Genomic DNA, 21,209 nt, shown 5'->3' on the forward strand with positions numbered 1-21,209 from the left:
GGCAGACCCCGGGCGAGATGCCCGTGACCTGTCGAGATGCCCGGCCGACTCAGGAGTTGTACGCGCCCTGCGCCCGCTCCAGACCCTCCGTGACCAGACACTCCACCGAGTCCGCCGCCCGGTCCACCAAGTAGTCCAGCTCCTTGCGCTCCGTCGACGAAAAGTCCTTCAGAACGAAATCCGCGACCTGCATACGCCCCGGCGGACGCCCGATCCCGAACCGCACCCGGTGATAGTCCGCACCCATCGACTTCGTGATCGACTTCAGACCGTTGTGCCCGTTGTCGCCACCGCCCAGCTTCAGCCGCATCGTCCCGTAGTCGATGTCCAGCTCGTCATGGATCGCCACGATGTTGCCGACCGGCACCTTGTAGAAATCCCGCAGACCCGTCACCGGACCACCCGACACATTCATGAACGACATCGGCTTCGCCACGATCACCCGGCGATTCAGCGGACCCGGCGCACCGATCCGCCCCTCAAGCACCTGCGCCTGAGCCTTACCGGCCCGCTTGAACTTGCCGCCGATCCGCTCCGCGAGCAGATCAGCCACCATGAAACCCACGTTGTGCCGGTTCATCGCATACTCCGGCCCGGGGTTCCCGAGACCCACGATGAGCCAGGGGGCAGTGGCATCGGTCGTCATCGGGACCGCGTCTCCTCACGTACAACAGACGGACACGAACATGAAAAAACGGGGTGGCGGGCCGCGTGGCCCGCCACCCCGTCAAGCAGAGCGTACGGCTCAGGCCTCGGCACCCTCGGCCTCGACGGCCTCCGCAGCCGGCTCCTCGGCCTGCGCGGCCAGGATCTGGATGACGACGGCCTCGGGGTCCGTGACCAGGGTCGTGCCCGCCGGCAGCGTGACGTCCTTCGCGTGGATGGCGTCGCCGCCCTCCAGGCCCGCGATCGACACGGTGACAGAGGTCGGGATGTGCGTCGCCTCGGTCTCGACGGACAGCGTGTTCAGCACGTTCTCGACGAGGAAGCTGCCCGGAGCCAGGTCACCCTCGGTCTCGACCGCAACCTCGACCGTGACCTTCTCGCCGCGCTTGACAGTCAGCAGGTCGACGTGGACCAGGTAACCCTTGATGGCGTCACGCTGGACAGCCTTCGGGATCGCCAGCTCGGTCTTGCCGTCGACGTCCAGGGACAGCAGAACGTTCGGCGTACGCAGGGCGAGCAGCAGCTCGTGACCCGGCAGCGTCACGTGAACCGGCTCAGCGCCGTGACCGTAGATGACACCCGGAACCTTGTTCTCACGGCGGACGGCGCGCGCAGCACCCTTGCCGAAGTCGGTACGGATCTCAGCGGCAAGCTTGATCTCAGCCATGTGCACTCCTCGTAGAAAAAAAGGGGGAAGGTAGTCACCCGGCCACGAACGGGCCTGCTACGAAGAGCGCGTCGATAACGGACCGCCGCACACAACAGTGCGGCCTCCCTCGCCGAGCAACTCCGTGAGTCTACCCGGCGGGAAGGCCGCCCCAAAATCGATCTAGAAGAGCCCCAGAGCCCTCAGAACGACTACGCCTGCTCCTCGAACAGGCTCGTCACCGAACCGTCCTCGAAGACCTCACGCACCGCACGCGCGATCGTCGGCGCGATCGACAACACCGTGATCTTGTCCAGCTCCAGCTCACCCGGCGTCGGCAGCGTGTCCGTGAACACGAACTCACTCACCTTCGAGTTCTTCAGACGATCCGCCGCCGGACCCGAAAGCACACCGTGCGTCGCCGTCACAATGACGTCCTCCGCACCATGCGCGAACAGCGCGTCCGCCGCGGCACAGATCGTGCCACCCGTGTCGATCATGTCGTCCACCAGGACACACACACGGCCCTTCACATCACCGACGACCTCATGCACGGTGACCTGATTCGCCACGTCCTTGTCACGACGCTTGTGCACGATCGCCAGCGGCGCACCCAGACGGTCACACCAACGGTCCGCCACACGCACCCGGCCCGCGTCCGGCGACACCACCGTGAGCTTGGCACGGTCGACCTTCGCCCCCACGTAGTCCGCCAGGATCGGCAGCGCGAACAGGTGGTCCACCGGGCCGTCGAAGAAGCCCTGAATCTGGTCCGTGTGCAGATCCACCGTCAGAATGCGGTCCGCACCCGCCGTCTTCATCAGATCCGCCACCAGACGCGCCGAAATCGGTTCACGTCCACGGTGCTTCTTGTCCTGACGGGCGTAACCGTAGAACGGCACAATCACCGTGATGGAGCGGGCCGACGCACGCTTCAGCGCGTCGATCATGATGAGCTGCTCCATGATCCACTTATTGATCGGAGCCGTGTGGCTCTGAATCAGGAAGCAGTCGGCACCGCGAGCGGACTCCTGATAACGCACGTAGATCTCGCCATTGGCGAAATCGAATGCCTTGGTCGGAACGATCCCGACACCGAGAGCATGCGCGACCTCCTCGGCAAGCTCGGGGTGGGCGCGGCCGGAGAAGAGCATCAGTTTCTTCTCGCCGGTCGTCTTGATCCCGCTCACAGCACTTGTCTCCTCAGACGCGTTCTTCCGCCGCTGCGCCCGCTCGTCCCATTAGCAGCGAGGCAGCCGAATCGTGTGCACCTATCACGGTACGCCGTGTCGGACGCACCTGTTTCCGGTCAGCCTTCGCCGCCGGCCTCCCGGGACGCCTCCTCAGCCGCCTTCGCAGCCGCACTCCCCGGACGCTTACGAGCCACCCAACCCTCGATATTCCGCTGCTGGCCACGGGCCACAGCCAGCGAACCCGCCGGCACATCCTTCGTGATCACCGACCCCGCAGCCGTGTACGCACCATCCCCGACCGTGACAGGAGCCACAAACATGTTGTCCGAACCCGTCTTGCAATGCGACCCGACCGTCGTGTGGTGCTTGCTCTCACCGTCGTAGTTCACAAACACACTCGCCGCACCGATGTTCGTGAAATCACCGATCGTCGCGTCCCCCACATACGACAGATGCGGCACCTTCGTACCCTCACCGATCGTCGAGTTCTTCGTCTCCACATACGTACCGATCTTGGACCTCACACCCAGCCGCGTACCCGGCCGCAGATACGCGAACGGACCCACCGACGCCCCCTCACCCACCTCGGCACCGTCCGCCACCGTGTTGTCGACCCGCGCCCCCGCACCCACCCGCGTATCCCTCAACCGCGTATTCGGACCCACCTCGGCACCCTCACCCAGCCACGACGCACCCAACAACTGCGTACCCGGATGCACGACCGCGTCCCGCTCGAACCCCACCGTCACATCGACCCACGTCGACGCCGGATCCACGATCGTCACACCCGCGAGCATCGCCCGCTCAAGGAGACGCTCATTCAACGTCCGACGCGCCTCGGCCAACTGCACACGGTTGTTGATACCCGCGATCTCACGGTGATCCGCCGCCACCGAAGCACCCACACGATGCCCGGCCTCCCGCAGAATCCCCAGCACATCCGTCAGGTACTCCTCACCCTGACTGTTGTCCGTACGCACCTTGCCCAGCGCATCCGCCAGCAACGCACCGTCGAACGCGAACACACCCGAGTTGATCTCACGAATCGCATGCTGCGACTCACTCGCGTCCTTGTGCTCCACGATCGCCGTCACCTCACCCGACGCCCCGTCCCGCACGATCCGGCCATAACCGGTCGCATCCGGAACCTCAGCCGTCAGCACCGTCACCGCATTGCCGTCACCGCTATGCGTCGCCGACAGATGCCTCAGCGTCTCGCCGGTCAGCAACGGCGTATCGCCACACACGACGATCACCGTCCCCTCGACCCGGCCACCGAGCTCCTCGAGCCCCATACGCACGGCATGCCCCGTGCCGTTCTGCTGCTCCTGCACGGCGGTACGGGCATCCGGATCGATCCCGGCGAGATGCTCACGCACCCGGTCCCGCTCGTGACCCACGACGACGACCAGGTTCTCGGGGCTCAACTCCCGCGCGGCGGCGAGCACATGCCCGACGAGCGAGCGCCCACTGATCTCGTGCAGGACTTTGGGTGTGGCCGACTTCATACGGGTGCCCTCACCCGCTGCAAGAACGACGACGGCGGCCGGGCAATTGGCGCTCACGGGTGGCCCTTCGGCTTCGGATGCTGTGTGGGGTGGACATCCGCAGGATACCGGGGCGTTGTGGGGCGGAAATGAGGGCGGGGCCCGACCGTGTGGTCGGGCCCCGCCCCTCGCAGCTCCGCCGCTAGGACTCGAACCTAGACCGAACACCTCCAAAGGGTGCCGTGCTGCCAATTACACTACGGCGGATTGCTGCGTCAGACCTTACCGGAGCCCGGCTGGATGCCAAGAACGATTCCGTTCCACCAGCCTTCGATCCGGCGGTAGAGATCCGCGCTCTGCAGGACGCGGACAAGCAGGCAGCCGTAGTAGCCCTCGGCCACGCGTTTCCGGTTGGTCTTGGGGTTGTGCTTCTTGAGTGCGGTCTTCCCGAACTGTGAAGGGTCGGCGCCAACGAGCGTGGCCCAGAAGTTCTCGGCGTCCGCTACGTCGGCGGTCTCGTGGATGTGCACATGGAATCGCAGGCGTTCGGGGGCGACGCCCAGGAGACGAAGCCATGCGAGGTACACCTCGATCATGTCTGGATCGCTGTTGATGAAGTCGACCCGCTCCTGGCGGCGGTGCGGCTTCGTCTTCGAGCCCTCGGCCCAGTAGAGGCTGACCCCCGTCAGGAAGAGTTCGCGGTCGGACATCGTGCCGATCTCGTCAGATGCTGACTGCTTCGTCTGCTGCCGCTCCTCGTCGCGGCGCCGTAGCGTGGCCTCCCAGCCGCGCCGCGCAATCGCCGATGCCTCTTCGGGGGTCCGCCTCCGCTCAGGCTTCGGCAGGTCCCGTACCCACAGCGAGATCGAACCCTTCGAGCACCCGAGCTCGACCTGGATCTGGTCGTACGTCCATCCCTGGAGCCGTAGCTCCCGTGCCCGGTCCCGCAGGTCGTCTTTTGCGTTGGGGCGCTTCGTCCACTCCGGGGCGGGTTCGCCGTCCAGGAGGCGGTTCAGGATGTCGTTGTTGTCGATGAAGAGGCGGTCGCGGATCTGGCGGCGGCTCAGACCCTCCCGTCGCAGGGCCACCGCCCGCTCCCGCAGTCCCTCGAAGTCTGTGTATTTGCCTGTGGTCTGTGTCATAGGCACAGGTTCGTTCGGGACGGGCTCGGGTGGGTCGTATTTGCATATGGGCCAACAGTTCGAGGGATACCGGTCGGTTTCGCTTCTGTTCGAAGGCGGTCTGTGATGAAGGGTGGCGCGGAAACTCACCGGAAATCGGGCAGCTCGCGCCCGTAGGCTGGACGGCATGACCACGACGGGGGAAATGCACCGGGCGGCCGGGGGGCCGTGGTGGTGGGAGCGTTGGCGCAGTGCCGCGCTCGATGGGGTGCTGGCGGTCGCTTCGGCGGTCGAGTGCGGGGTGGAGGGGGTCGGGTTCGCGCGGGACGCCGGGATGCCGGCGGCCGTGGGTGTCGTTTTCGGTGTGCTTGCCGGGGCGACGCTGGTGCTGCGGCGGCGGTGGCCGATCGCGGTGGTGCTGATCGGGGTCGCGGTGACTCCGGCCCGGATGGGTGTGCTGCTGAGCGTGGTGGGTCTGTACACGCTGGCGGCGTCCGAGATGCCGCGGCGGATCATCGGGGCCCTGGCGGGGATGTCGTTCGTCGGGACGCTGATCGTGTCGGTGGTGCGGGCGCAGCAGGACATGGGGCACGGGAATCTCGTGCGGGTGGGGGACTGGTTCGTTCCGTTCGTCGCCATCACGACGTCTTTGGGTGTGACCGCTCCGCCGTTGTTGCTGGGGCTTTATGTGGGTGCGCGGCGGCGGCTCATGGAGAGTCTTCGGGAGCGGAACGATTCTTTGGAGCGGGAGCTTCAGTTGCTTGCTGAGCGTGCTGAGGAGCGGGCTGAGTGGGCGCGGGGTGAGGAGCGGACGCGTATCGCTCGGGAGATGCATGACGTGGTGGCGCACCGGGTGAGTCTGATGGTGGTGCATGCGGCGGCGTTGCAGGCGGTGGCGCGTAAGGATCCGGAGAAGGCCGTGAAGAACGCGGCGCTGGTGGGGGACATGGGCCGGCAGGCGTTGACCGAGTTGCGGGAGATGCTCGGGGTGATGCGGTCGGGTGGTGGCGGGCGTGGGTCTGGTGCGGGGGTGCCGTTGGCGGCGGTGGGGGTGGCGGCTGCGGTTGCGGCGTCGCGTGCCGTTGATGACGAGGACGGGCCGTGTCTGGGTGATCTGGATGAGCTGGTGGGTCAGTCGCGGGCTGCGGGCATGGTGGTGGAGCTGCTGGTCGAGGGTGATGCGCGGTCGTATGTCGCGGCGGTGGAGCAGACGGCGTACCGGGTGGTGCAGGAGGCGCTGACGAACGTGCACAAGCATGCGGCGGGTGCGAAGACGTATGTGCGGCTTGCTCATCGGGTGTCGGAGATCGCGATGCAGGTGGAGAACGAGCCGCCGCCGGATGTGGATTCGGGGGCGGGGGTGCGGCTGCCGAGTGGGGGGAACGGGCTTGTCGGTATGAAGGAGCGCGTGACGGGGTTGGGTGGTGTGTTCGTGTGCGGGCCGACTGATGCGGGTGGGTATCGGGTGTCGGCTGTGTTGCCTGCGGCTTAGGGGGTGCAGGGGGGTTGGGGGCTGCCTGCGGCTTAGGGGTGCGGGTGGGTGGCTGTGCCGCTGCTTGTGGCGGCTTGAGGCTGTGAGGTTTTGTCTCGCGGCCGGTGGTCCGCGCCGGGTGTCGGTCGTGGCGGGGCCGTGCCGGGATGTACGTGCTCGCTGTTCTATGGGGGCTTCGTCGCCGGGCCCATGCCGCCCGCGTGTGGTGCTGGTGGCTGCGCGCGCACATCCCGGCACGTCCCCTCGCGTCTCGTGGGCGCGTGGCGGCCGGTGGGGTCTCGGGGCCATGGGGCTGTGCTGTGGCTGTCTGTCGGCGCCGGTGGGCTGTGGCCGGGTGCGCGCGTGTGGGGTTATGCCGCGGTGAGGCGGGTGGGCTGGGTGCCGTTGATGAGGGTTTCCAGGGCGTGGTCGATGCCGGGGCCGAGGTACCAGTCGCCGCTGTGGTCGAGGGCGTAGACGCGGCCTTCGGTGTCGATGGCGAGGAGGGCTTCGGAGCCGGATTCGGCGCCGAGGGGGCAGACCTCGGTGTCGAGGGCGCGGCCGAGGTCGGCGAGGGTGCGGGCCATGTGGAGGCCGTGGAGCGGGTCGAGGTGGGGCTGGGCGGGGGCTATCTGGCGGCCGGGGCCCTGTGGGGTGAGGTGGAGTCCGCCGAATTCGGCCCAGGCCTCGACGGCGGCGGGGAAGACGGTGTGGCGGTGGCCTGCGGGGGATACGTGGGTGCGCAGGGCGTCGGCCCAGAATTCGGCCTGTTTGATGTCCCAGCGGCCGGGCTGCCAGCCGGCGGCGCGCAGTGTGGCGTCGACGGGTGCGGTGAAGCGGGTGCGGTCGGCGGTCATGTGGGGTGGCCTCGTCCTGTTCTGCTGCTGCCTGCGGTGGTGCGGGGGTGTTCTGGTGTGCGGGTCAGCCGGTGGTGTCCGTGGCCGGGTCGACGACGTGGACGCCGAAGTGGGCGGTGAGCGCGGCGCAGGCGCGGCAGGGGCGGGCGAAGCCGCCGTGCAGGGGGTCGCCGTCCTCGCGGATGCGGCGGGTGGTGAGTTTGGCGTGTTTGAGGGTTTTGCGGGCTTCGCCGTTGGTCATGGGTTTGCGGCGGGCGCGTTTGGAGCGTTCCTCGTCGGCGGCCGTGAGGTGGCGGGAGATGAGGATCGTTTCGGCGCAGCGTCCGGTGAAGCGGTCGCGCTGGGCGCTGGTGAGGGTGTCGAGGAAGTCCTGGACGAGCGGGTGCAGGGCGGGGGCGTGTTCGCCGCGGGCGGCGGTGCTGGTCAGTGTGGTGCCGCGGACGGAGAGGGCGGCGGCGACGGTGGGCAGGATGCCGTCGCGGCGCTGGCGCAGGGCCGGGGCGGGCGCGTCCTCGGCGCTGCTCCAGCCGACGCGTGGGTCGCCGTCGGCGGTGGGCGGGTGCCCGGTGTCGGGCTCCTGGGCCGGTACGACGGCGGTGTCGGATGACGGTGCGGTGCTGCTCTGCATGTGGTGCTTCCCCTCCTGCAATCCCCCGGGTTGCGTGCACAGACTGCCAAATGGGGCCGGTGGTGCGGAAGCTGGGGCGCGGCGACACGCGGGAGCGTGGGCTCATCGTCACGGTGGGGTGACTGCTGGTCATGGAACCGGAGGGCCGGTGACCGGTGTCGTACAACCGCATAGGCTGTCGCTATCCGCGATCCATAACAGTGCCGCAGGGGGCAACCGCCATGACGACAGGTCGGCTCGGGCAGCAAGCCGCGCCGCCGAACGCGGCCTACGCCGGGCAGGTCGTGCACTTCCCGGACCCGGTCCGTGCTGCGCGCCATCCCAGGGGCGTACGGATCGACGGGAACGGCTATCCGGATTTTTCGGCCTACGCGCGTGCGGCGGCGGAGATCGCCGAGCCCCCGGAGGGGTTCGGGGTCGATGAGCTGCGGTTGACGGACTATGTGTCGGCGAACGCGGCGTTGGCCGCGGCCGGGCATGACTTGTGGGACACGATCGTGCCGGTGGCGACGCCGCACGGCTGGACGTGGCATCACGTGCCGGGCAGTCGTCGCATGGAGTTGGTGCCGGTCGAGGTGAAGGCGCTGCTGCGGCATCACGGTGGTCTCGCGACGGCTGCGGTGGATCACGGCAAGCGGGGGACGCGTCCGTTGCAGGAGACGCGGCCGGCGCATTTCGGGTTGCCGAAGTCGTCGGTGGCGGTGACGGAGCATCAGGTCCTGGGTGCCGAGGAGGATCTGGGGTACCGGTTGCCGGGTGCGTACCGAGCGTTTTTGAAGGCGGCGGGCGGGTGTGCTCCGGTGGGGGCGGCGCTGGACGCCGAGTTGGGGCTTCTGGTGGACCAGCCGTTCTTCACGGTGCGGGACGAGGCCGCGGTCAACGATCTGGTGTACGTGAACAAGTGCCTGCGTGATCACCTGACCAAGGACTATCTGGGTGTCGGGTTCGTGCAGGGCGGGATTCTCGCCGTGAAGGTCAAGGGTGACCGGGCGGGTTCGGTGTGGTTCTGCGCGTATGACGACGCGCGGGACAGCGGGGACACGGCCGGGTGGTCGGTCGCCGAGCGGGTGGAGCGTCTGCTGCTGCCGTGCGGTGATGACTTCGACGCGTTCCTGGCCCGGCTCGCGGGTAATCCGCCGGAGCTGGAGACGGTGGCGAACCTGATGGTGGACGGCGGTTTCGCGAGCGCGGTGGACGCCTCTGGCGCTGCCGTGCCGGCTGCTTCGGCTGTCCCGGACGAGGGGTGAGTGTCCGATGGTGACGTTCGCGCAGGCGCAGGAGCGCGCCGAGGAGTGGATCAACGGGGATGTGCCCGGCTATCAGCACCGTGAGGTGCGGGTGCGGGAGTTCGAGCTGGGGTTCGTGGTGTGGGCGGAGGACCGCGAGGGCGGTCCGGTGTCCGACGGCGGGCGTCAGCGGCTGGTCATCGCGCGTGACAGCGGGGACGCTTCGCTGTGGCCGGGGCTGCCGGTGGGTGAGGTGATCCGGCGGTACGAGGAGGAGTACGGGCTGCCGGAGGCTTCGCCGGAGCCGGTGGACGCGCCGCCGGAGCGGGTGGATCTGAATCAGACGTCGTTCCTGTTGAGCCCTCCGGAGTGGCTCCAGGAGGCGGCGGACAAGCTGGGTATTCCGGATCGGCGGGGGGATGCGTCTTCGGCCGGCGGGTCTGGCTCGTCTTCCGGGGCTGGTGCTGGTGCGGGCGTTGGTGCTGTCTCCGGTTCGGGTTCTGGGCCGGCTGCCCCGGCGCCGGTGGCCGCCGACGCGGGCAGTGGCGCGACGCCGTGGCCCGCTTCGCCCGCGGCGCCTTCCGGGGCGACTCCGTGGGCCGGTACGGACACGAACGCGGGCGAGGAGGAGGACCGTTCGGTCGCGCCTCCGGCGACGGTGTTCGCGCCGCCGCTGGTGGACGAGGGTGACGTGCCTGCGCCGGCCGCCGCTCCTGAGGCCAGGACGGCGCTGATGTCGGGCGGCAGCCAGCTCCCGCGCACGGCGGTGGCCCCGGCGCTCGACGGGCCGGCTCCCGTCGCTCCGGGCACCCCGGCGCCGGGTGCTCCTGACGCGTACGGATACCCGCAGGGTTCGGGTGCGCAGCAGACTCCGCCGCCCACGTACGGCTACCCGCAGGGTTCGGGTGCGCAGCAGACTCCGCCGCCCGGTGCCGCGCCGGACTACGGCTATCCGCAGGGTCCGGGCGCGCCGCCCGCGCCCAACGTGGCGCAGGCGCAGGGGAGTTCGCAGGGCGGGCAGACTCCGCCGCCCACGTACGGATACCCGCAGGGTTCCGGTGCGCAGCAGACTCCGCCGCCCGGTGCCCCGCCGAACTACGGCTATCCGCAGCAGACTCCGCCACCGGGTGCTCCTGACGCGTACGGCTATCCGCAGGGTCCCGGTGCGCGGCAGACTCCGCCGCCGGCGGCCGGGCAGGACGCGGCCGGGCGGCCGCTCGCGCCCGGGGCCGGCGACATCGCCGACGCCGCGACCAGCAAGGCGCAGGGTCCGCCCCGCGGTGCGCGCGGTGGTGGCGCGACGACTCCGCCGCCGCCCGGTGCCCCGGGCACTCCCGGCGCGCGGCCCTCGGGGCCCGGCGCTCCGGGTACCCCGGCGGGCGGCTACGTTCCGACGCAGCTCGTTTCGCAGCTCGGTCCCGACGGGCCCGAGGCCCCGCCCGCTCCGGGTGGTACGCCGCCCGGCGGTGTGCACCACGCCGCGACGATGCTGGCCGACCCGAGCATGGGCGGTCCCGGCGCACCCAAGCCGCCCGGCGCGCCCGGCACTCCGGGGGCTCCCAAGCCGCCCGGTGCCCCCGGAACTCCCGGTGCGCCGCAGCCTCCCGGCCCGCCCGGCGCCCCTGGGGGTACGCCGCCCGGTGGTGTGCACCATGCCGCGACCATGCTGGCCCAGCCGGGTCCGGGCGGTCCCGGCACGCCGCCCCCGCCGACGGCGCCCGGCGTGCCCGGTGCGCCTGGTGCGCCCGGTGCTCCCGGTGGCGGTGTTCATCACGCCGCGACGATGCTGGCCGGTCCTGGTCAGGTCGGGCCCGGCATGCCTCCTCCCGCGCCGCCGCAGGCGCCGGGCGGGATGCCGATGCCGCCGCCCATGCCCGGGCAGCAGGTTCCGGGTGGTCCGCCCCCGGCCTCGTACGGGTATCCGCAGCCCACCGGTCAGCCGACCGTCGGGCCCGGCTACCAGGCCGTGCTGCGCTACCGCGCGCCCGACGGCTCCGAGCAGCAGCTGATCCGCCGCTCGGCGCCCGGTACGCCGCATCCGGAGTGGCAGATCTTCCATGAGCTGCGCGGCATGAACGTCCCGCCGGACCAGGTTCTGGAGCTGCACACGGAGCTGGAGTCCTGCGAGCTGCCGGGCGCGTACTGCGCCCGCATGATCCGTGAGCAGTGGCCGCAGGCGAGGATCACGTCCATCGCCCCGTACGGCAGGGACCACGCGTCGCGCCAGCAGGGCATGCAGCAACTGATCGCGCACCAGGGCGAGTTGCACCAGGTGGCGGACGGTCCGGCGCGGCTCGCGCCGGTGCGTGCGCCGCTGCCGCCCGCGCAGCCGATGCCGCCGGTTCCGCCGGAGGCGGTCGGCCAGGAGCTGGCCGCTGCGTTCGGTCCGGGGGTGTTCCGGTTCGACCAGCGGGCCGTTTCCCGTCAGGGCGTGCCGGACCTCGTGGCGCACACCCTTGTCGTGGCGGGGCTGCCCGCCGACTTCGGGCCGTTCTTCTGGGCGCAGGCTCAGCCGGGCCGTCCGGTGCCGACGCTCGCCGAGCTGGCGCAGGAGCGGGGGGTGCAGCCCGCGGCGGACGCCGGTTCGTACCTCGTGATGGGCAGTGACTTCGGGCGGGCGATCTGCGTCCAGTACGGCACGGCGAACATCGTGGCCGTGCCGGTGGAGGCGGGTCCCGGCGGTGCGCCGGTGCCGCCGCAGTTCGTGAACACGGGTCTGCCCGAGTTCGCGCGCAGCCTCGCGGTGCTCGGCCGGATGTGGCCGCTGCGGTTCGGGCTCAACCAGGAGCAGGCGGGCCGCTGGACCGTCGACTTCCAGGCGCAGCTGGCCGCCGTCGACCCGGCGGCGCTCGCGTCGCCGGAGGGCTGGTGGTCGGTGCTGCTCGAGCAGATGTGGGACGGCCTGCTGTAGCCCGTAGGTAGAAGCGAAGTCGGGGAGAGGCGCGCGGCCGTATCGGTCGCGCGCCTCTCCTCTTTCTTCGTGGGTCCCTCTGTCTCTGTGCGTCCTCTGTGTGTTCTCTGTGCGTCTTTCGCGGACGGGCCGGGGTGTGAGCTGCCTCGCTCCCCGGGCTCCCGATTCCGACTTTCGGCACCATTTGGCGCATCCTTGTCGAGTGGGTTGGGTGGAGTGTCTTGTTTTGAGCGCTTCGGCTCGATCGAGTGCTGGGTAGGAGAGCCGAAGCGGCTAAGAGGGGAATCAAGGATGAGCAGCGGTACGTCGGTGTCGCCCCATGGCTTCGTCACGGGACGGGGCCGCGGCTACCGTCCCGGGCCGGTGGACGCGCTGGCCGCCGAGCTGTCCGGAGCCCGCGACGACGCCCGCGAGCGCGCCGCCCTCCTGGCCGACCGGGTCGAGGAGCTGGAGGCCGAGGCACAGCGGCTGCGCCTGGCCGTGACCCAGCTCGCCCCCCAGACGTACGAGTCCCTCGGCGACCGCGCCCGCGAGATCCTCGCCCTCGCCGAGGAGGAGGCGGACGGGGTACGGGCGGCTGCCGCCGATTCCGTCCGGCGGATCACGGCGGACGCCGAGGCCGGTGCGCGGGAGACGCGCGAGGCGGCCCGCGCCGCGGCCGACGCCGTACTGGCCGAGGCCGAGCGGTGGGCCGACGAGCGGCTGAGCGCCGACCGGGCCACGGCCGACGGGGTCCGCGCCGCCGCACTTGACGAGGCGAAGGCGTGGCGCGAGGAAGCGCTCGCGGCGCTGGACGAGGTGCGGGAGCGGACCCGGGCGACCCTCGCCGGTCAGGAGAAGGACCACGCCGAGCGGCGGGACGAGGCCGAACGGGAGCTCGCCGGGCAGGAGGCCGCGGCGGACGCGCGCGACGCGGAGCGCCTGGCGCGGGCCGAGGGCCGTCTTTCCGGGGCGCGGCGGGCGTTCGCCGAGACGGAGGAGTCGGCCAGGCACGGCCAGGAGGACGCCGAGGCCCGCGCCGCGGAGCTCCTCGCGGAGGCGGCCCTGCACGAGGAGGGCGTGGGCCGCGAGACGGAGCGGGTGCTGCGCCAGCACGGCGAGAAGTGGGACGAGGTCCGCGCCCACATGGACCACGTCCGCACCACCCTGGCCTCCCTCACGGGCCGGAACCCGGCCGGCGAGGGGCCGTAGGCGCTGCGGTCATGAGCCACGCCCGCCGCGACGGGACGCCCTGAGCGGGCCGGCTCCTCGCCGACGGGACGCCGTGAGCGGGACGTCGTAAACCGGCCACCCCGCTCATGAGACGCCGCAGGAGGCGGGCGGCGCGGCCCGTGTCGCGTCCTACGCGTCCTCCCTCCGCGGCGCCTGACGCGTGACGCCCGCCAGGATCCACGCCTCCACCGCCTCGTACTGGCGGCGCTGGTCATCGGCTGTGCGGCGGCCGGAGACCACCGTGCCGAGCCAGCCGAAGAGGAAGCCGAGCGGGATCGAGGCGATGCCGGTCGTGGTGAAGGGGAACCAGTTGAAGTCCTGGCCCGGGAACGCCGAGGTAGGCGAGCCCGACACCAGGTTGGTGCCCGTCATCAGGACGAGGCAGGACGCCGTGCCGCCGAGCAGCGTCCACAGCAGGCCCGTACGCGTGTAGCGGCGCCAGAACAGGCTGTAGACGAGCGCGGGCGCGAGCGCCGAGGCGCCCAGGCAGAACGACAGCGTGACCAGCGGCTGGAGGTTGTGGTGCTGGACGAGCGTGGCCAGGAGGATCGCGGGCACACCGACGGACAGCGCCGAGACCCGGGCCAGCGTCATCTCCCTGCGGGGGGTGAGCGGCGCCTTGCGGTGCGCGAAGACGTCGTGCGCGAGGGAGTTGGCGCAGGCCAGGATCATTCCGGCGACCGAGGCGAGCAGTGTGAGGAAGAGCGCCGTGGTGACCGTGGTGAACACCAGCGTCTCCACCGTGGAGGGGTCCGCGCCGAACGCGGCCCGCGCCCCGAGCAGATACGCGGTGTTGCCCTGCGGGTCGGCCGCCGCGACGGCGGCCCGGCCGAGGAACGCCGTCGCGCCGAACCCGATGACCGCGATGATCAGTACGAAGAGGCCGACCGCCGACACCGCCCAGGACATCGAGCGGCGCACCTCACGGGCGCTGCGTGCCGTGTACATGCGCATCGTGACGTGGGGCAGGCACGCGCCGCCGAGGACGACGGTCAGTTCCGAACTGATCATGTCCAGGCGGGGGTTGGCGGTGCCGGCGAACTGGAGGCCGGAGTGCAGGAAGGCGTCTCCCACGCCGCTGGCCTGCGCGGCCTGTGAGGCGAGGGCGCCCGGGTTCCAGTCGAAGCGGTACAGGATGAGGAGGGCGACGGCGAGGCCGGAGCCGAGCAGCATCACGGTCTTCATGATCTGGATGAGGGCGGTGCCCTTCATGCCGCCGATCGCCGCGTAGCTGATCATCAGGGCGCCGAGCGCGATGACGCAGCCCGTCTTGAACCCCTCGCTGGTGAAGCCGAGGACGAATGCCAGCAGGTCGCCCGAGCCCGCAAGCTGGACGAGCATCAGCGGGAGCAGTGCCGCGAGGGTGGTGGCGCACGCGGTGATGCGTACGGCGCGTCCGGGCAGGCGGCGGGCGATCACGTCGCCCATGGTGAACCGGCCCGCGTTGCGCAGCGGTTCGGCCAGCAGGAACATCAGGAGCATCAGGGACAGGGACGTGCTCAGGGCGAGGACGATCCCGTCGTAGCCGGTGAGCGCGATGATGCCGCCGGTGCCGAGGACGGTCCCCGCGGAGATGTAGTCGCCCGCGATGGCGAGGCCGTTGCGCATCGGGGTGAGGGAGCCGAAGCCGGTGTAGAACTCGTCGAGGTTGTCGCGGTCGGGGCCGGTCATCACGCACAGGAGCAGCGTGATGGTGGCGACCGCGGTGAAGGCGACCAGTGACATGCCCTGGGCCGAGCTGCTGAAGTCCGTCATCGGAAGGTCCCCCCGGGCGTTGTGGGAGCCGGACGCTGGTCCAGCTCCGCTTGTCTGCGCAGCCTGTGGGCGAGCGGGTCGACGCGGCGGCGGGCGGTGTACGCGTACAGCCACAGCGCGAGCGCGGTCACCGGGAGCTGGCACAGGCCGAGGAGGAGGCCGGTGGAGAAGCCGCCGGGGAGCGTGCCCGTCATGAGGGAGGGCGCGAACGCCGACAGGACGAGGAAGAGGGTGAAGTAGCCGAGGGCGGTGAGCGTGGCGACGCGGCGCTGCCAGCGGTAGGCGCTGCGCAGGAGCCGCAGGTCACTGTGGTGGCCGAGCGCGGGGTGGCGGGGGAGCCGGTGCGTGGGCGCGGGCGGTGGGGGAGGGGGCGCCCAGGGGTAGGTGAGGGCGGGGTCGGGCTGCTGTCGGGGGTGCGGCGGCGGTTGGGGGTACGACTGCTGGTGCTCGCCCGGGTACTGGTTCCCGTACTGGCTCCGGCCCGTGGGGAAGGGGCCCTGCCATGGCTCGTTCTGGTGGTCGGAATATGAGCGGTGCGGTGTGTCGGACATCCCGGTTCTCCTTGCGCGGCTTGGGTCCGCCGGGGATTGCGGACGCAGGGAGCGAGGGGGGAGCCGGAACGTTACTCGTAGGTAGGCGCTTTCCGCGACGGTTCGCGCGAACTGTTCAGTCGGTTCGTTGTGACAGGGGTGAGGGATGCTGAGGCCCATCTTGTGAGCCGGCTGAGTTGCCGACGGCCCCTGGTGGCGCCTCACCGGTCCCCTCGGCTGCCCGCTCGCCGCCCCGTTCGCCGTCCTGGTCGATCACCGGGAAACGGCGCGGCGCGAGGCACAGCAGGACGACCAGAGCGAGCGCGGCGGCGCAGGCCGCACCCACGTAGACCGAGTCGACGGCCGCCGCGACGGCGCGCCGCAGCCGGTCCGGGTCGGCCACCGAGGCGGGGTCCTCAAGGGCCTTGGCCACGGAGTCGAGGGAGCCGGCGCCGCCGAGGCGCCCGGCGAGCACGGTGTTGGCGACGGCGCCGAACAGCGCGGCGCCGATCGTCTGGCCTATCTGCCGGCAGAACAGGACGGACGCGGTCGTCGTGCCGCGCTCGGCCCACCCGACGGTCGACTGGACCCCGACGATCAGGGGCAGTTGGAAGAGGCCGAGCGCCGCGCCGAGGAGCAGCATGACCAGCGAGGGCTGCCAGGCGGCCCCGGGGTAGGGGAGCAGCGGGAACGCGAGCAGGACGAGGAGCGCGGCCGCCATGCCGACGACGGCCGTGTTGCGGAAGCCGATCCTGCCGTACACGTGCTGGCTGAGGGCCGCGGAGACGGGCCAGCTCAGCGTCATCACGGAGAGCACGAACCCGGCGGCCATGGGCGCGAGTCCGAGGACGGCCTGCGCGTAGGTGGGCACGAACACGGTGGGCGCGACCATCAGGAGGCCGAGTGCGCCGAGCGCGAGATTGACGGCCGCGATGGTGGGCCGGCGCCAGACCCAGCCGGGGATGATCGGTTCGGCGGCGCGCCGCTCGACGGCGACGACGGCGCCGACCAGCGCAACTCCCGTACCGAACAGGGCGATCGACGGCGCGGAGAGCCAGTCCCAGGCGACGCCGCCCTGGACGAGCGCGGTCAGGAGCACCCCGCCGCACGCGAACACGGCGAGCGCCCCGGCCCAGTCGATGCGGGCGCGCGGCCCCTTCTCCCGTACGGGTTCGTGGAGATGGCGTGCGACGAGCCAGAGGGCGAGCGCGCCGATCGGGAGGTTGATGAGGAAGATCCAGCGCCAGCCCGCGTACGAGGCGAGGAGCCCGCCGAGCGCGGGGCCCGCGACGGCCGAGGTCGCCCAGACCGTCGACAGCCGGGCCTGGATGCGGGGGCGTTCCCTGAGCGGGTAGAGGTCGGCGGCCAGGGTCTGGACCGTTCCCTGGATGGCGCCGCCGCCCAGGCCCTGGACGACGCGGAAGGCGATGAGCGCGCCCATGTTCCAGGAGCCCGCGCACAGGACCGAGCCGATGAGGAAGAGGATGCTCCCGCCGATGAGGACGGGTTTGCGGCCGAAGGTGTCCGACAGCTTCCCGTAGACCGGCAGCGTGACCGTGACGGCGAGCAGATAGCCCGAGAAGAGCCAGGAGAAGACGGAGAAGCCGCCGAGGTCGCCGACGATCTGCGGGACCGCCGTCGAGACGATGGTGGAGTCGAGTGCCGCCAGTGCCATGGAGAGCATCAGCGCGGCGACGACCGCGCCCCGGCGCCGGTCCTTCCCTGTACCCGCCTGCATGCCCGCCTGCGATGTCGCGCTGCCCACCGGATTCCTTCCCCCTGCATCTATCCCGCCCCCGACACCATCTCACTTGACCCTGCCGCGGCGGGAGGGTGGAGCGTGACTGCGCAGGAAGGTGGAGCGAACCCCTAGAGGCGCTCCACCGTTGGGTGGACTCCCCCTAGGGGGACCTCCGTACTACGGACAGGGGACGGTTCGTCCCCCCGGAGGACGAGGGGAGCGGGGGGTTCTTCCTACCGTCAAGGGGTGGGGTTTTCCCCCGGGAAAGACGGTGACCTACACCAGGGCGCCGGGGCACCCCTCGCCACCAGACTGAAGCGCGTCGCACACACCTGACATTCCGCATGACCGACTTAGGAGACTTACCGTGACAACGGCTGTGACCATTCCCAGGACCGGGGGCACTGGAGGGCAGACGGCCGTCGCCGCACGGGCGCGCCAGGTCGTCAAGGCCTACGGCTCGGGTGAGACCCGCGTCGTCGCGCTCGACCACGTCGATGTGGACATCGCCCGCGGCCAGTTCACCGCGATCATGGGCCCCTCGGGGTCCGGCAAGTCCACGCTGATGCACTGCCTCGCCGGCCTCGACAACGTCACGTCCGGGCAGATCTACCTGGACGAGACCGAGATCACCGGCCTCAAGGACAAGAAGCTCACGCGGCTGCGCCGGGACCGGATCGGATTCATCTTCCAGGCGTTCAACCTGCTGCCGACGCTGAACGCGCTCGAGAACATCACGCTCCCCATGGACATCGCGGGCCGCAGGGCGGACAAGGAGTGGCTGGACCGCGTCGTGCGGACCGTGGGCCTGGCCGAGCGCCTCAAGCACCGGCCCACCGAGCTCTCCGGCGGCCAGCAGCAGCGCGTCGCCGTGGCCCGCGCGCTCGCCGCCCGGCCGGAGATCATCTTCGGTGACGAGCCGACCGGAAACCTGGACTCCCGTGCCGGCGCCGAAGTGCTCGGCTTCCTGCGGCAGTCCGTCGACGAGCTCGGCCAGACCATCGTGATGGTCACCCACGACCCGGTCGCCGCCTCGTACGCGGACCGGGTGCTCTACCTCGCGGACGGCCGCATCGTCGACGAGATGCTCCGCCCCACCGCGGACGCCGTCCTCGACCGCATGAAGGACTTCGACGCGCGGGGGCGCACGTCATGAGTGCGAACACCGTGATGAAGACCTCCCTGCGCAACTTCTTCGCGCACAAGGGGCGCATGGCCCTGTCGGCCGTGGCGGTCCTGCTGTCGGTGGCGTTCGTGTGCGGCACGCTCGTCTTCACCGACACGATGAACACGACGTTCGACAAGCTGTTCGCGGCGACGTCGTCCGACGTGACGGTCAGCCCGAAGGCCGCCAAGAGCGAGGGCAGCGACACCGGGCGCCCCGAGTCGATGCCGGCCTCCACCCTCACGCAGGTCAAGCGGGCCGAGGGCGTCAAGTCGGCCGAGGGCGCGGTCAGTTCGATGAACGTGACCGTCGTGAACGCGGACAACAAGAACATGGGCTCCGAGAACGGCGCCCCCACCATCGCGGGCAACTGGACGCACAACGACCTGCGTTCCATGGACATCACCTCCGGCCACGCCCCGCGCGGGCCCACCGAGGTCATGGTCGACTCCGACACCGCGGACAAGCACCACCTGAAGATGGGCGACGAGCTGCGCACCATCACCGCCACCGGTGACTTCAGGGCGAAGATCGTCGGCATCGCCTCCTTCAAGGTGACCAACCCGGGCGCGGCCGTCGTCTACTTCGACACCGCCACCGCCCAGCGCGAACTCATCGGCCAGAGCGGCCGGTTCACCCAGATCAACGTCGTCGCCGCCACCGGCGTCAGCGACACGGTGCTCAAGAAGAACGTCGCGGCGTCCCTCGACGGCCCGTACAAGTTCCAGACGCAGAAGGAAGCCGCGGACGCCAACCGCAAGGACGTCGGCTCCTTCATGGACGTCATCAAGTACGCCATGCTCGGCTTCGCCGGGATCGCCTTCCTCGTCGGCATCTTCCTGATCATCAACACCTTCTCGATGCTGGTCGCCCAGCGGACCCGCGAGATCGGCCTGATGCGCGCCATCGGGTCGAGCCGCAAGCAGGTCAACCGCTCGGTTCTCGTCGAGGCGCTGCTGCTCGGCGTCTTCGGGTCGGTCATCGGCGTCGGCGCGGGCGTCGGACTCGCCGTCGGCCTGATGAAGATGATGTCCGCGGCGGGCATGGACCTGTCCACCGACGACCTGACCGTCCAGTGGACGACCCCCGTCGTCGGGCTGCTCCTCGGCATCGTCGTCACCGTCTTCGCCGCGTACGTTCCGGCCCGCCGCGCGGGCAAGGTCTCCCCGATGGCGGCCCTCAGGGACGCCGGCACCCCCGCCGACGTCAAGGCGGGCGTGGTCCGCGCCCTGATCGGTCTCGTCCTCACGGGCGGCGGCGGCTTCGCGCTCTACACGGCCACGCAGGCCGCCAAGGCGAGCGAGGGCTCCCTGTGGCTCGGCGTCGGCGTCGTCGCCACCCTCATCGGGTTCGTCGTCATCGGACCGCTCCTGGCGGGCGGTGTGGTGCGCGTCATCAGCGCCGTACTCCTGCGGATGTTCGGCTCCGTCGGCCGCATGGCCGAGCGCAACGCGCTGCGCAACCCGCGCCGCACCGGCGCCACCGGCGCGGCCCTGATGATCGGCCTCGCGCTCGTCGCCTGCCTGTCCGTCGTCGGCTCCTCGATGGTCGCCTCGGCCACCAGCGAGCTCGACAAGTCCGTCGGCGCCGACTTCATCGTCGAGGGACAGAACGGGCTGAAGCCGCAGGCCGCCGAGGCCCTGAAGAAGGCGGGTGAGTCGGGGTACGTCTCCCACGTCACGGAGGTCAAGTACGTCAAGACGAAGCTGACCACGCCGGGCGGCACCGAGGAGGACGAGGAGCTCGTCGCCGCCACGCCCACGTACGCCCAGGACCTGCGGCGCGAGACGACCGCCGGTGAGCTGTCGGCGGCGTACGGGAAGAACGCGATGTCGGTCGGCTCGGAGTTCGCCGAGAAGAACCGCCTCGAGGTCGGCGACACCCTGCACGTCGCCTTCGAGCACGGCCGCAGCGCCGACCTGAGGATCGCGGCGATCACCTCGGACGACACGACGTTCGACAAGGGCGCGATGTACATCAACCTCGCGACCGCGAAGCAGTACATCCCCGCCGACCGGCTGCCGCTCAACGGGATGATGTTCGCCAAGGCGGACTCCGGCAAGGCCGACCAGGCGTACAAGGCGCTGAAGGCGTCGGTCGCGTCCGACCCGACGGTCCACGTCAAGGACCAGACCGACTACAAGAAGACCCTGAAGGACCAGATCGGCCAGCTCCTCAACATGATCTACGGGCTCCTGGCCCTCGCGATCATCGTGGCGGTCCTGGGCGTCGTGAACACGCTGGCCCTCTCCGTGGTGGAGCGCACCCGGGAGATCGGCCTGATGCGGGCCATCGGCCTCTCGCGCCGGCAGCTGCGCCGCATGATCCGCCTGGAGTCGGTGGTCATCGCCCTCTTCGGCGCGCTCATCGGCCTCGGCCTGGGCATGGGCTGGGGCGCGACCGCCCAGAAGCTCCTCGCCCTGGAGGGTTTGAACGTCCTGGAGATCCCCTGGCCGACGATCATCGGCGTCTTCATCGGCTCGGCCTTCGTGGGCCTGTTCGCCGCCCTGGTACCGGCGTTCCGGGCGGGCCGGATGAACGTACTGAACGCGATCGCGACGGAGTAGCCGCGCGGGGCGATGCGAACGGGGGAATGTGGG

At 70.5% G+C, this 21,209-nt stretch carries 16 protein-coding genes and 1 tRNA gene; 6 read left to right on the plus strand and 11 right to left on the minus strand.

The window, feature by feature from the left end:
- Nucleotides 1–49: 49 nt before the first annotated feature.
- The 6 genes from pth to ACWIGU_RS18935 all read right to left on the minus strand — a co-directional run bounded on the left by pth (nt 50) and on the right by ACWIGU_RS18935 (nt 5,134).
- Entirely contained in the window at nt 50–646 is a 597-nt protein-coding gene (gene pth / locus ACWIGU_RS18910; RefSeq protein WP_454402225.1) for an aminoacyl-tRNA hydrolase, read from the minus strand.
- A gap of 99 nt (nt 647–745) precedes the next feature.
- Complete coding sequence (locus ACWIGU_RS18915) at nt 746–1,333, minus strand: 50S ribosomal protein L25/general stress protein Ctc (RefSeq protein WP_454402227.1); 588 nt, start codon at nt 1,331–1,333, stop codon at nt 746–748.
- A 191-nt stretch (nt 1,334–1,524) separates the two neighbouring features.
- Entirely contained in the window at nt 1,525–2,502 is a 978-nt protein-coding gene (locus ACWIGU_RS18920; protein ID WP_100596162.1) for a ribose-phosphate diphosphokinase, read from the minus strand.
- A gap of 119 nt (nt 2,503–2,621) precedes the next feature.
- Nucleotides 2,622–4,070: a bifunctional UDP-N-acetylglucosamine diphosphorylase/glucosamine-1-phosphate N-acetyltransferase GlmU gene (glmU, locus tag ACWIGU_RS18925; protein WP_454402229.1), complete on the minus strand. Its 1,449-nt coding sequence runs from the start codon at nt 4,068–4,070 to the stop codon at nt 2,622–2,624.
- 116 nt (nt 4,071–4,186) lie between these two features.
- Nucleotides 4,187–4,259 (minus strand) — tRNA-Gln (locus tag ACWIGU_RS18930).
- 8 nt (nt 4,260–4,267) lie between these two features.
- Nucleotides 4,268–5,134, minus strand: a complete 867-nt coding sequence (locus tag ACWIGU_RS18935; protein WP_454402231.1) for a hypothetical protein — start codon at nt 5,132–5,134, stop codon at nt 4,268–4,270.
- Between the two features lie 166 nt (nt 5,135–5,300).
- Between ACWIGU_RS18935 and ACWIGU_RS18940 the strand changes: the two genes are divergently transcribed.
- A complete protein-coding gene (locus tag ACWIGU_RS18940) occupies nt 5,301–6,605 on the plus strand; it encodes a sensor histidine kinase (protein WP_454402232.1) in 1,305 nt (434 codons plus the stop codon).
- A 350-nt stretch (nt 6,606–6,955) separates the two neighbouring features.
- On the opposite strand, the gene ACWIGU_RS18945 is transcribed toward ACWIGU_RS18940, so the two are convergent.
- The gene (locus ACWIGU_RS18945) at nt 6,956–7,441 is read right to left on the minus strand and encodes an SUKH-3 domain-containing protein (protein ID WP_454402234.1); all 486 of its coding nucleotides are present in this window, start codon (nt 7,439–7,441) and stop codon (nt 6,956–6,958) included.
- 64 nt (nt 7,442–7,505) lie between these two features.
- Complete coding sequence (locus ACWIGU_RS18950) at nt 7,506–8,069, minus strand: YwqJ-related putative deaminase (RefSeq protein WP_356275810.1); 564 nt, start codon at nt 8,067–8,069, stop codon at nt 7,506–7,508.
- A 221-nt stretch (nt 8,070–8,290) separates the two neighbouring features.
- On the opposite strand from ACWIGU_RS18950, the gene ACWIGU_RS18955 reads away from it, so the two are divergent.
- The 3 genes from ACWIGU_RS18955 (at nt 8,291) to ACWIGU_RS18965 (ending at nt 13,397) form a co-directional block, all read left to right on the plus strand.
- On the plus strand, nt 8,291–9,316 hold the full coding sequence (locus ACWIGU_RS18955; RefSeq protein WP_454402236.1) for an SMI1/KNR4 family protein: 1,026 nt from the start codon (nt 8,291–8,293) through the stop codon (nt 9,314–9,316).
- Between the two features lie 7 nt (nt 9,317–9,323).
- A complete protein-coding gene (locus tag ACWIGU_RS18960; RefSeq protein ID WP_454402238.1) occupies nt 9,324–12,206 on the plus strand; it encodes an SUKH-4 family immunity protein in 2,883 nt (960 codons plus the stop codon).
- A gap of 291 nt (nt 12,207–12,497) precedes the next feature.
- Nucleotides 12,498–13,397, plus strand: coding sequence for a cellulose-binding protein (locus tag ACWIGU_RS18965; protein WP_454402240.1), 900 nt, complete (start codon nt 12,498–12,500; stop codon nt 13,395–13,397).
- A gap of 150 nt (nt 13,398–13,547) precedes the next feature.
- Here the strand turns inward: ACWIGU_RS18965 and ACWIGU_RS18970 are convergent, their stop codons facing one another.
- From ACWIGU_RS18970 to ACWIGU_RS18980, 3 genes are all read right to left on the minus strand, one after another.
- Nucleotides 13,548–15,173, minus strand: coding sequence for a sodium/solute symporter (locus ACWIGU_RS18970; protein ID WP_454402242.1), 1,626 nt, complete (start codon nt 15,171–15,173; stop codon nt 13,548–13,550).
- Nucleotides 15,170–15,724: a DUF485 domain-containing protein gene (locus ACWIGU_RS18975; RefSeq protein WP_454402244.1), complete on the minus strand. Its 555-nt coding sequence runs from the start codon at nt 15,722–15,724 to the stop codon at nt 15,170–15,172. The genes ACWIGU_RS18970 and ACWIGU_RS18975 overlap by 4 nt, the downstream gene beginning before the upstream one ends.
- 115 nt (nt 15,725–15,839) lie before the next feature.
- Complete coding sequence (locus ACWIGU_RS18980) at nt 15,840–17,441, minus strand: MDR family MFS transporter (RefSeq protein ID WP_454402413.1); 1,602 nt, start codon at nt 17,439–17,441, stop codon at nt 15,840–15,842.
- Between the two features lie 370 nt (nt 17,442–17,811).
- Between ACWIGU_RS18980 and ACWIGU_RS18985 the strand changes: the two genes are divergently transcribed.
- Nucleotides 17,812–18,600, plus strand: a complete 789-nt coding sequence (locus tag ACWIGU_RS18985; protein WP_356275825.1) for an ABC transporter ATP-binding protein — start codon at nt 17,812–17,814, stop codon at nt 18,598–18,600.
- Nucleotides 18,597–21,176 carry an ABC transporter permease gene (locus ACWIGU_RS18990; RefSeq protein ID WP_454402246.1) on the plus strand — a complete coding sequence of 860 codons (2,580 nt, stop codon included), beginning with the start codon at nt 18,597–18,599 and terminating at the stop codon, nt 21,174–21,176. The genes ACWIGU_RS18985 and ACWIGU_RS18990 overlap by 4 nt, the downstream gene beginning before the upstream one ends.
- Nucleotides 21,177–21,209: the final 33 nt, after the last annotated feature.

It is taken from the genome of Streptomyces sp. NPDC055400 (assembly GCF_053644375.1).

Excerpts from the sequence above, each read along its gene's own strand:
- pth (WP_454402225.1), bottom strand. The coding sequence starts at position 646 with ATGACGACCGATGCCACTGCCCCCTGGCTCATCGTGGGTCTCGGGAAC.
- ACWIGU_RS18915 (WP_454402227.1), bottom strand. The coding sequence starts at position 1,333 with ATGGCTGAGATCAAGCTTGCCGCTGAGATCCGTACCGACTTCGGCAAG.
- ACWIGU_RS18935 (WP_454402231.1), bottom strand. The coding sequence starts at position 5,134 with ATGACACAGACCACAGGCAAATACACAGACTTCGAGGGACTGCGGGAG.
- ACWIGU_RS18940 (WP_454402232.1), top strand. The coding sequence starts at position 5,301 with ATGACCACGACGGGGGAAATGCACCGGGCGGCCGGGGGGCCGTGGTGG.
- ACWIGU_RS18945 (WP_454402234.1), bottom strand. The coding sequence starts at position 7,441 with ATGACCGCCGACCGCACCCGCTTCACCGCACCCGTCGACGCCACACTG.
- ACWIGU_RS18950 (WP_356275810.1), bottom strand. The coding sequence starts at position 8,069 with ATGCAGAGCAGCACCGCACCGTCATCCGACACCGCCGTCGTACCGGCC.
- ACWIGU_RS18955 (WP_454402236.1), top strand. The coding sequence starts at position 8,291 with ATGACGACAGGTCGGCTCGGGCAGCAAGCCGCGCCGCCGAACGCGGCC.
- ACWIGU_RS18960 (WP_454402238.1), top strand. The coding sequence starts at position 9,324 with ATGGTGACGTTCGCGCAGGCGCAGGAGCGCGCCGAGGAGTGGATCAAC.
- ACWIGU_RS18965 (WP_454402240.1), top strand. The coding sequence starts at position 12,498 with ATGAGCAGCGGTACGTCGGTGTCGCCCCATGGCTTCGTCACGGGACGG.
- ACWIGU_RS18970 (WP_454402242.1), bottom strand. The coding sequence starts at position 15,173 with ATGACGGACTTCAGCAGCTCGGCCCAGGGCATGTCACTGGTCGCCTTC.
- ACWIGU_RS18975 (WP_454402244.1), bottom strand. The coding sequence starts at position 15,724 with ATGTCCGACACACCGCACCGCTCATATTCCGACCACCAGAACGAGCCA.
- ACWIGU_RS18980 (WP_454402413.1), bottom strand. The coding sequence starts at position 17,441 with ATGCAGGCGGGTACAGGGAAGGACCGGCGCCGGGGCGCGGTCGTCGCC.
- ACWIGU_RS18990 (WP_454402246.1), top strand. The coding sequence starts at position 18,597 with ATGAGTGCGAACACCGTGATGAAGACCTCCCTGCGCAACTTCTTCGCG.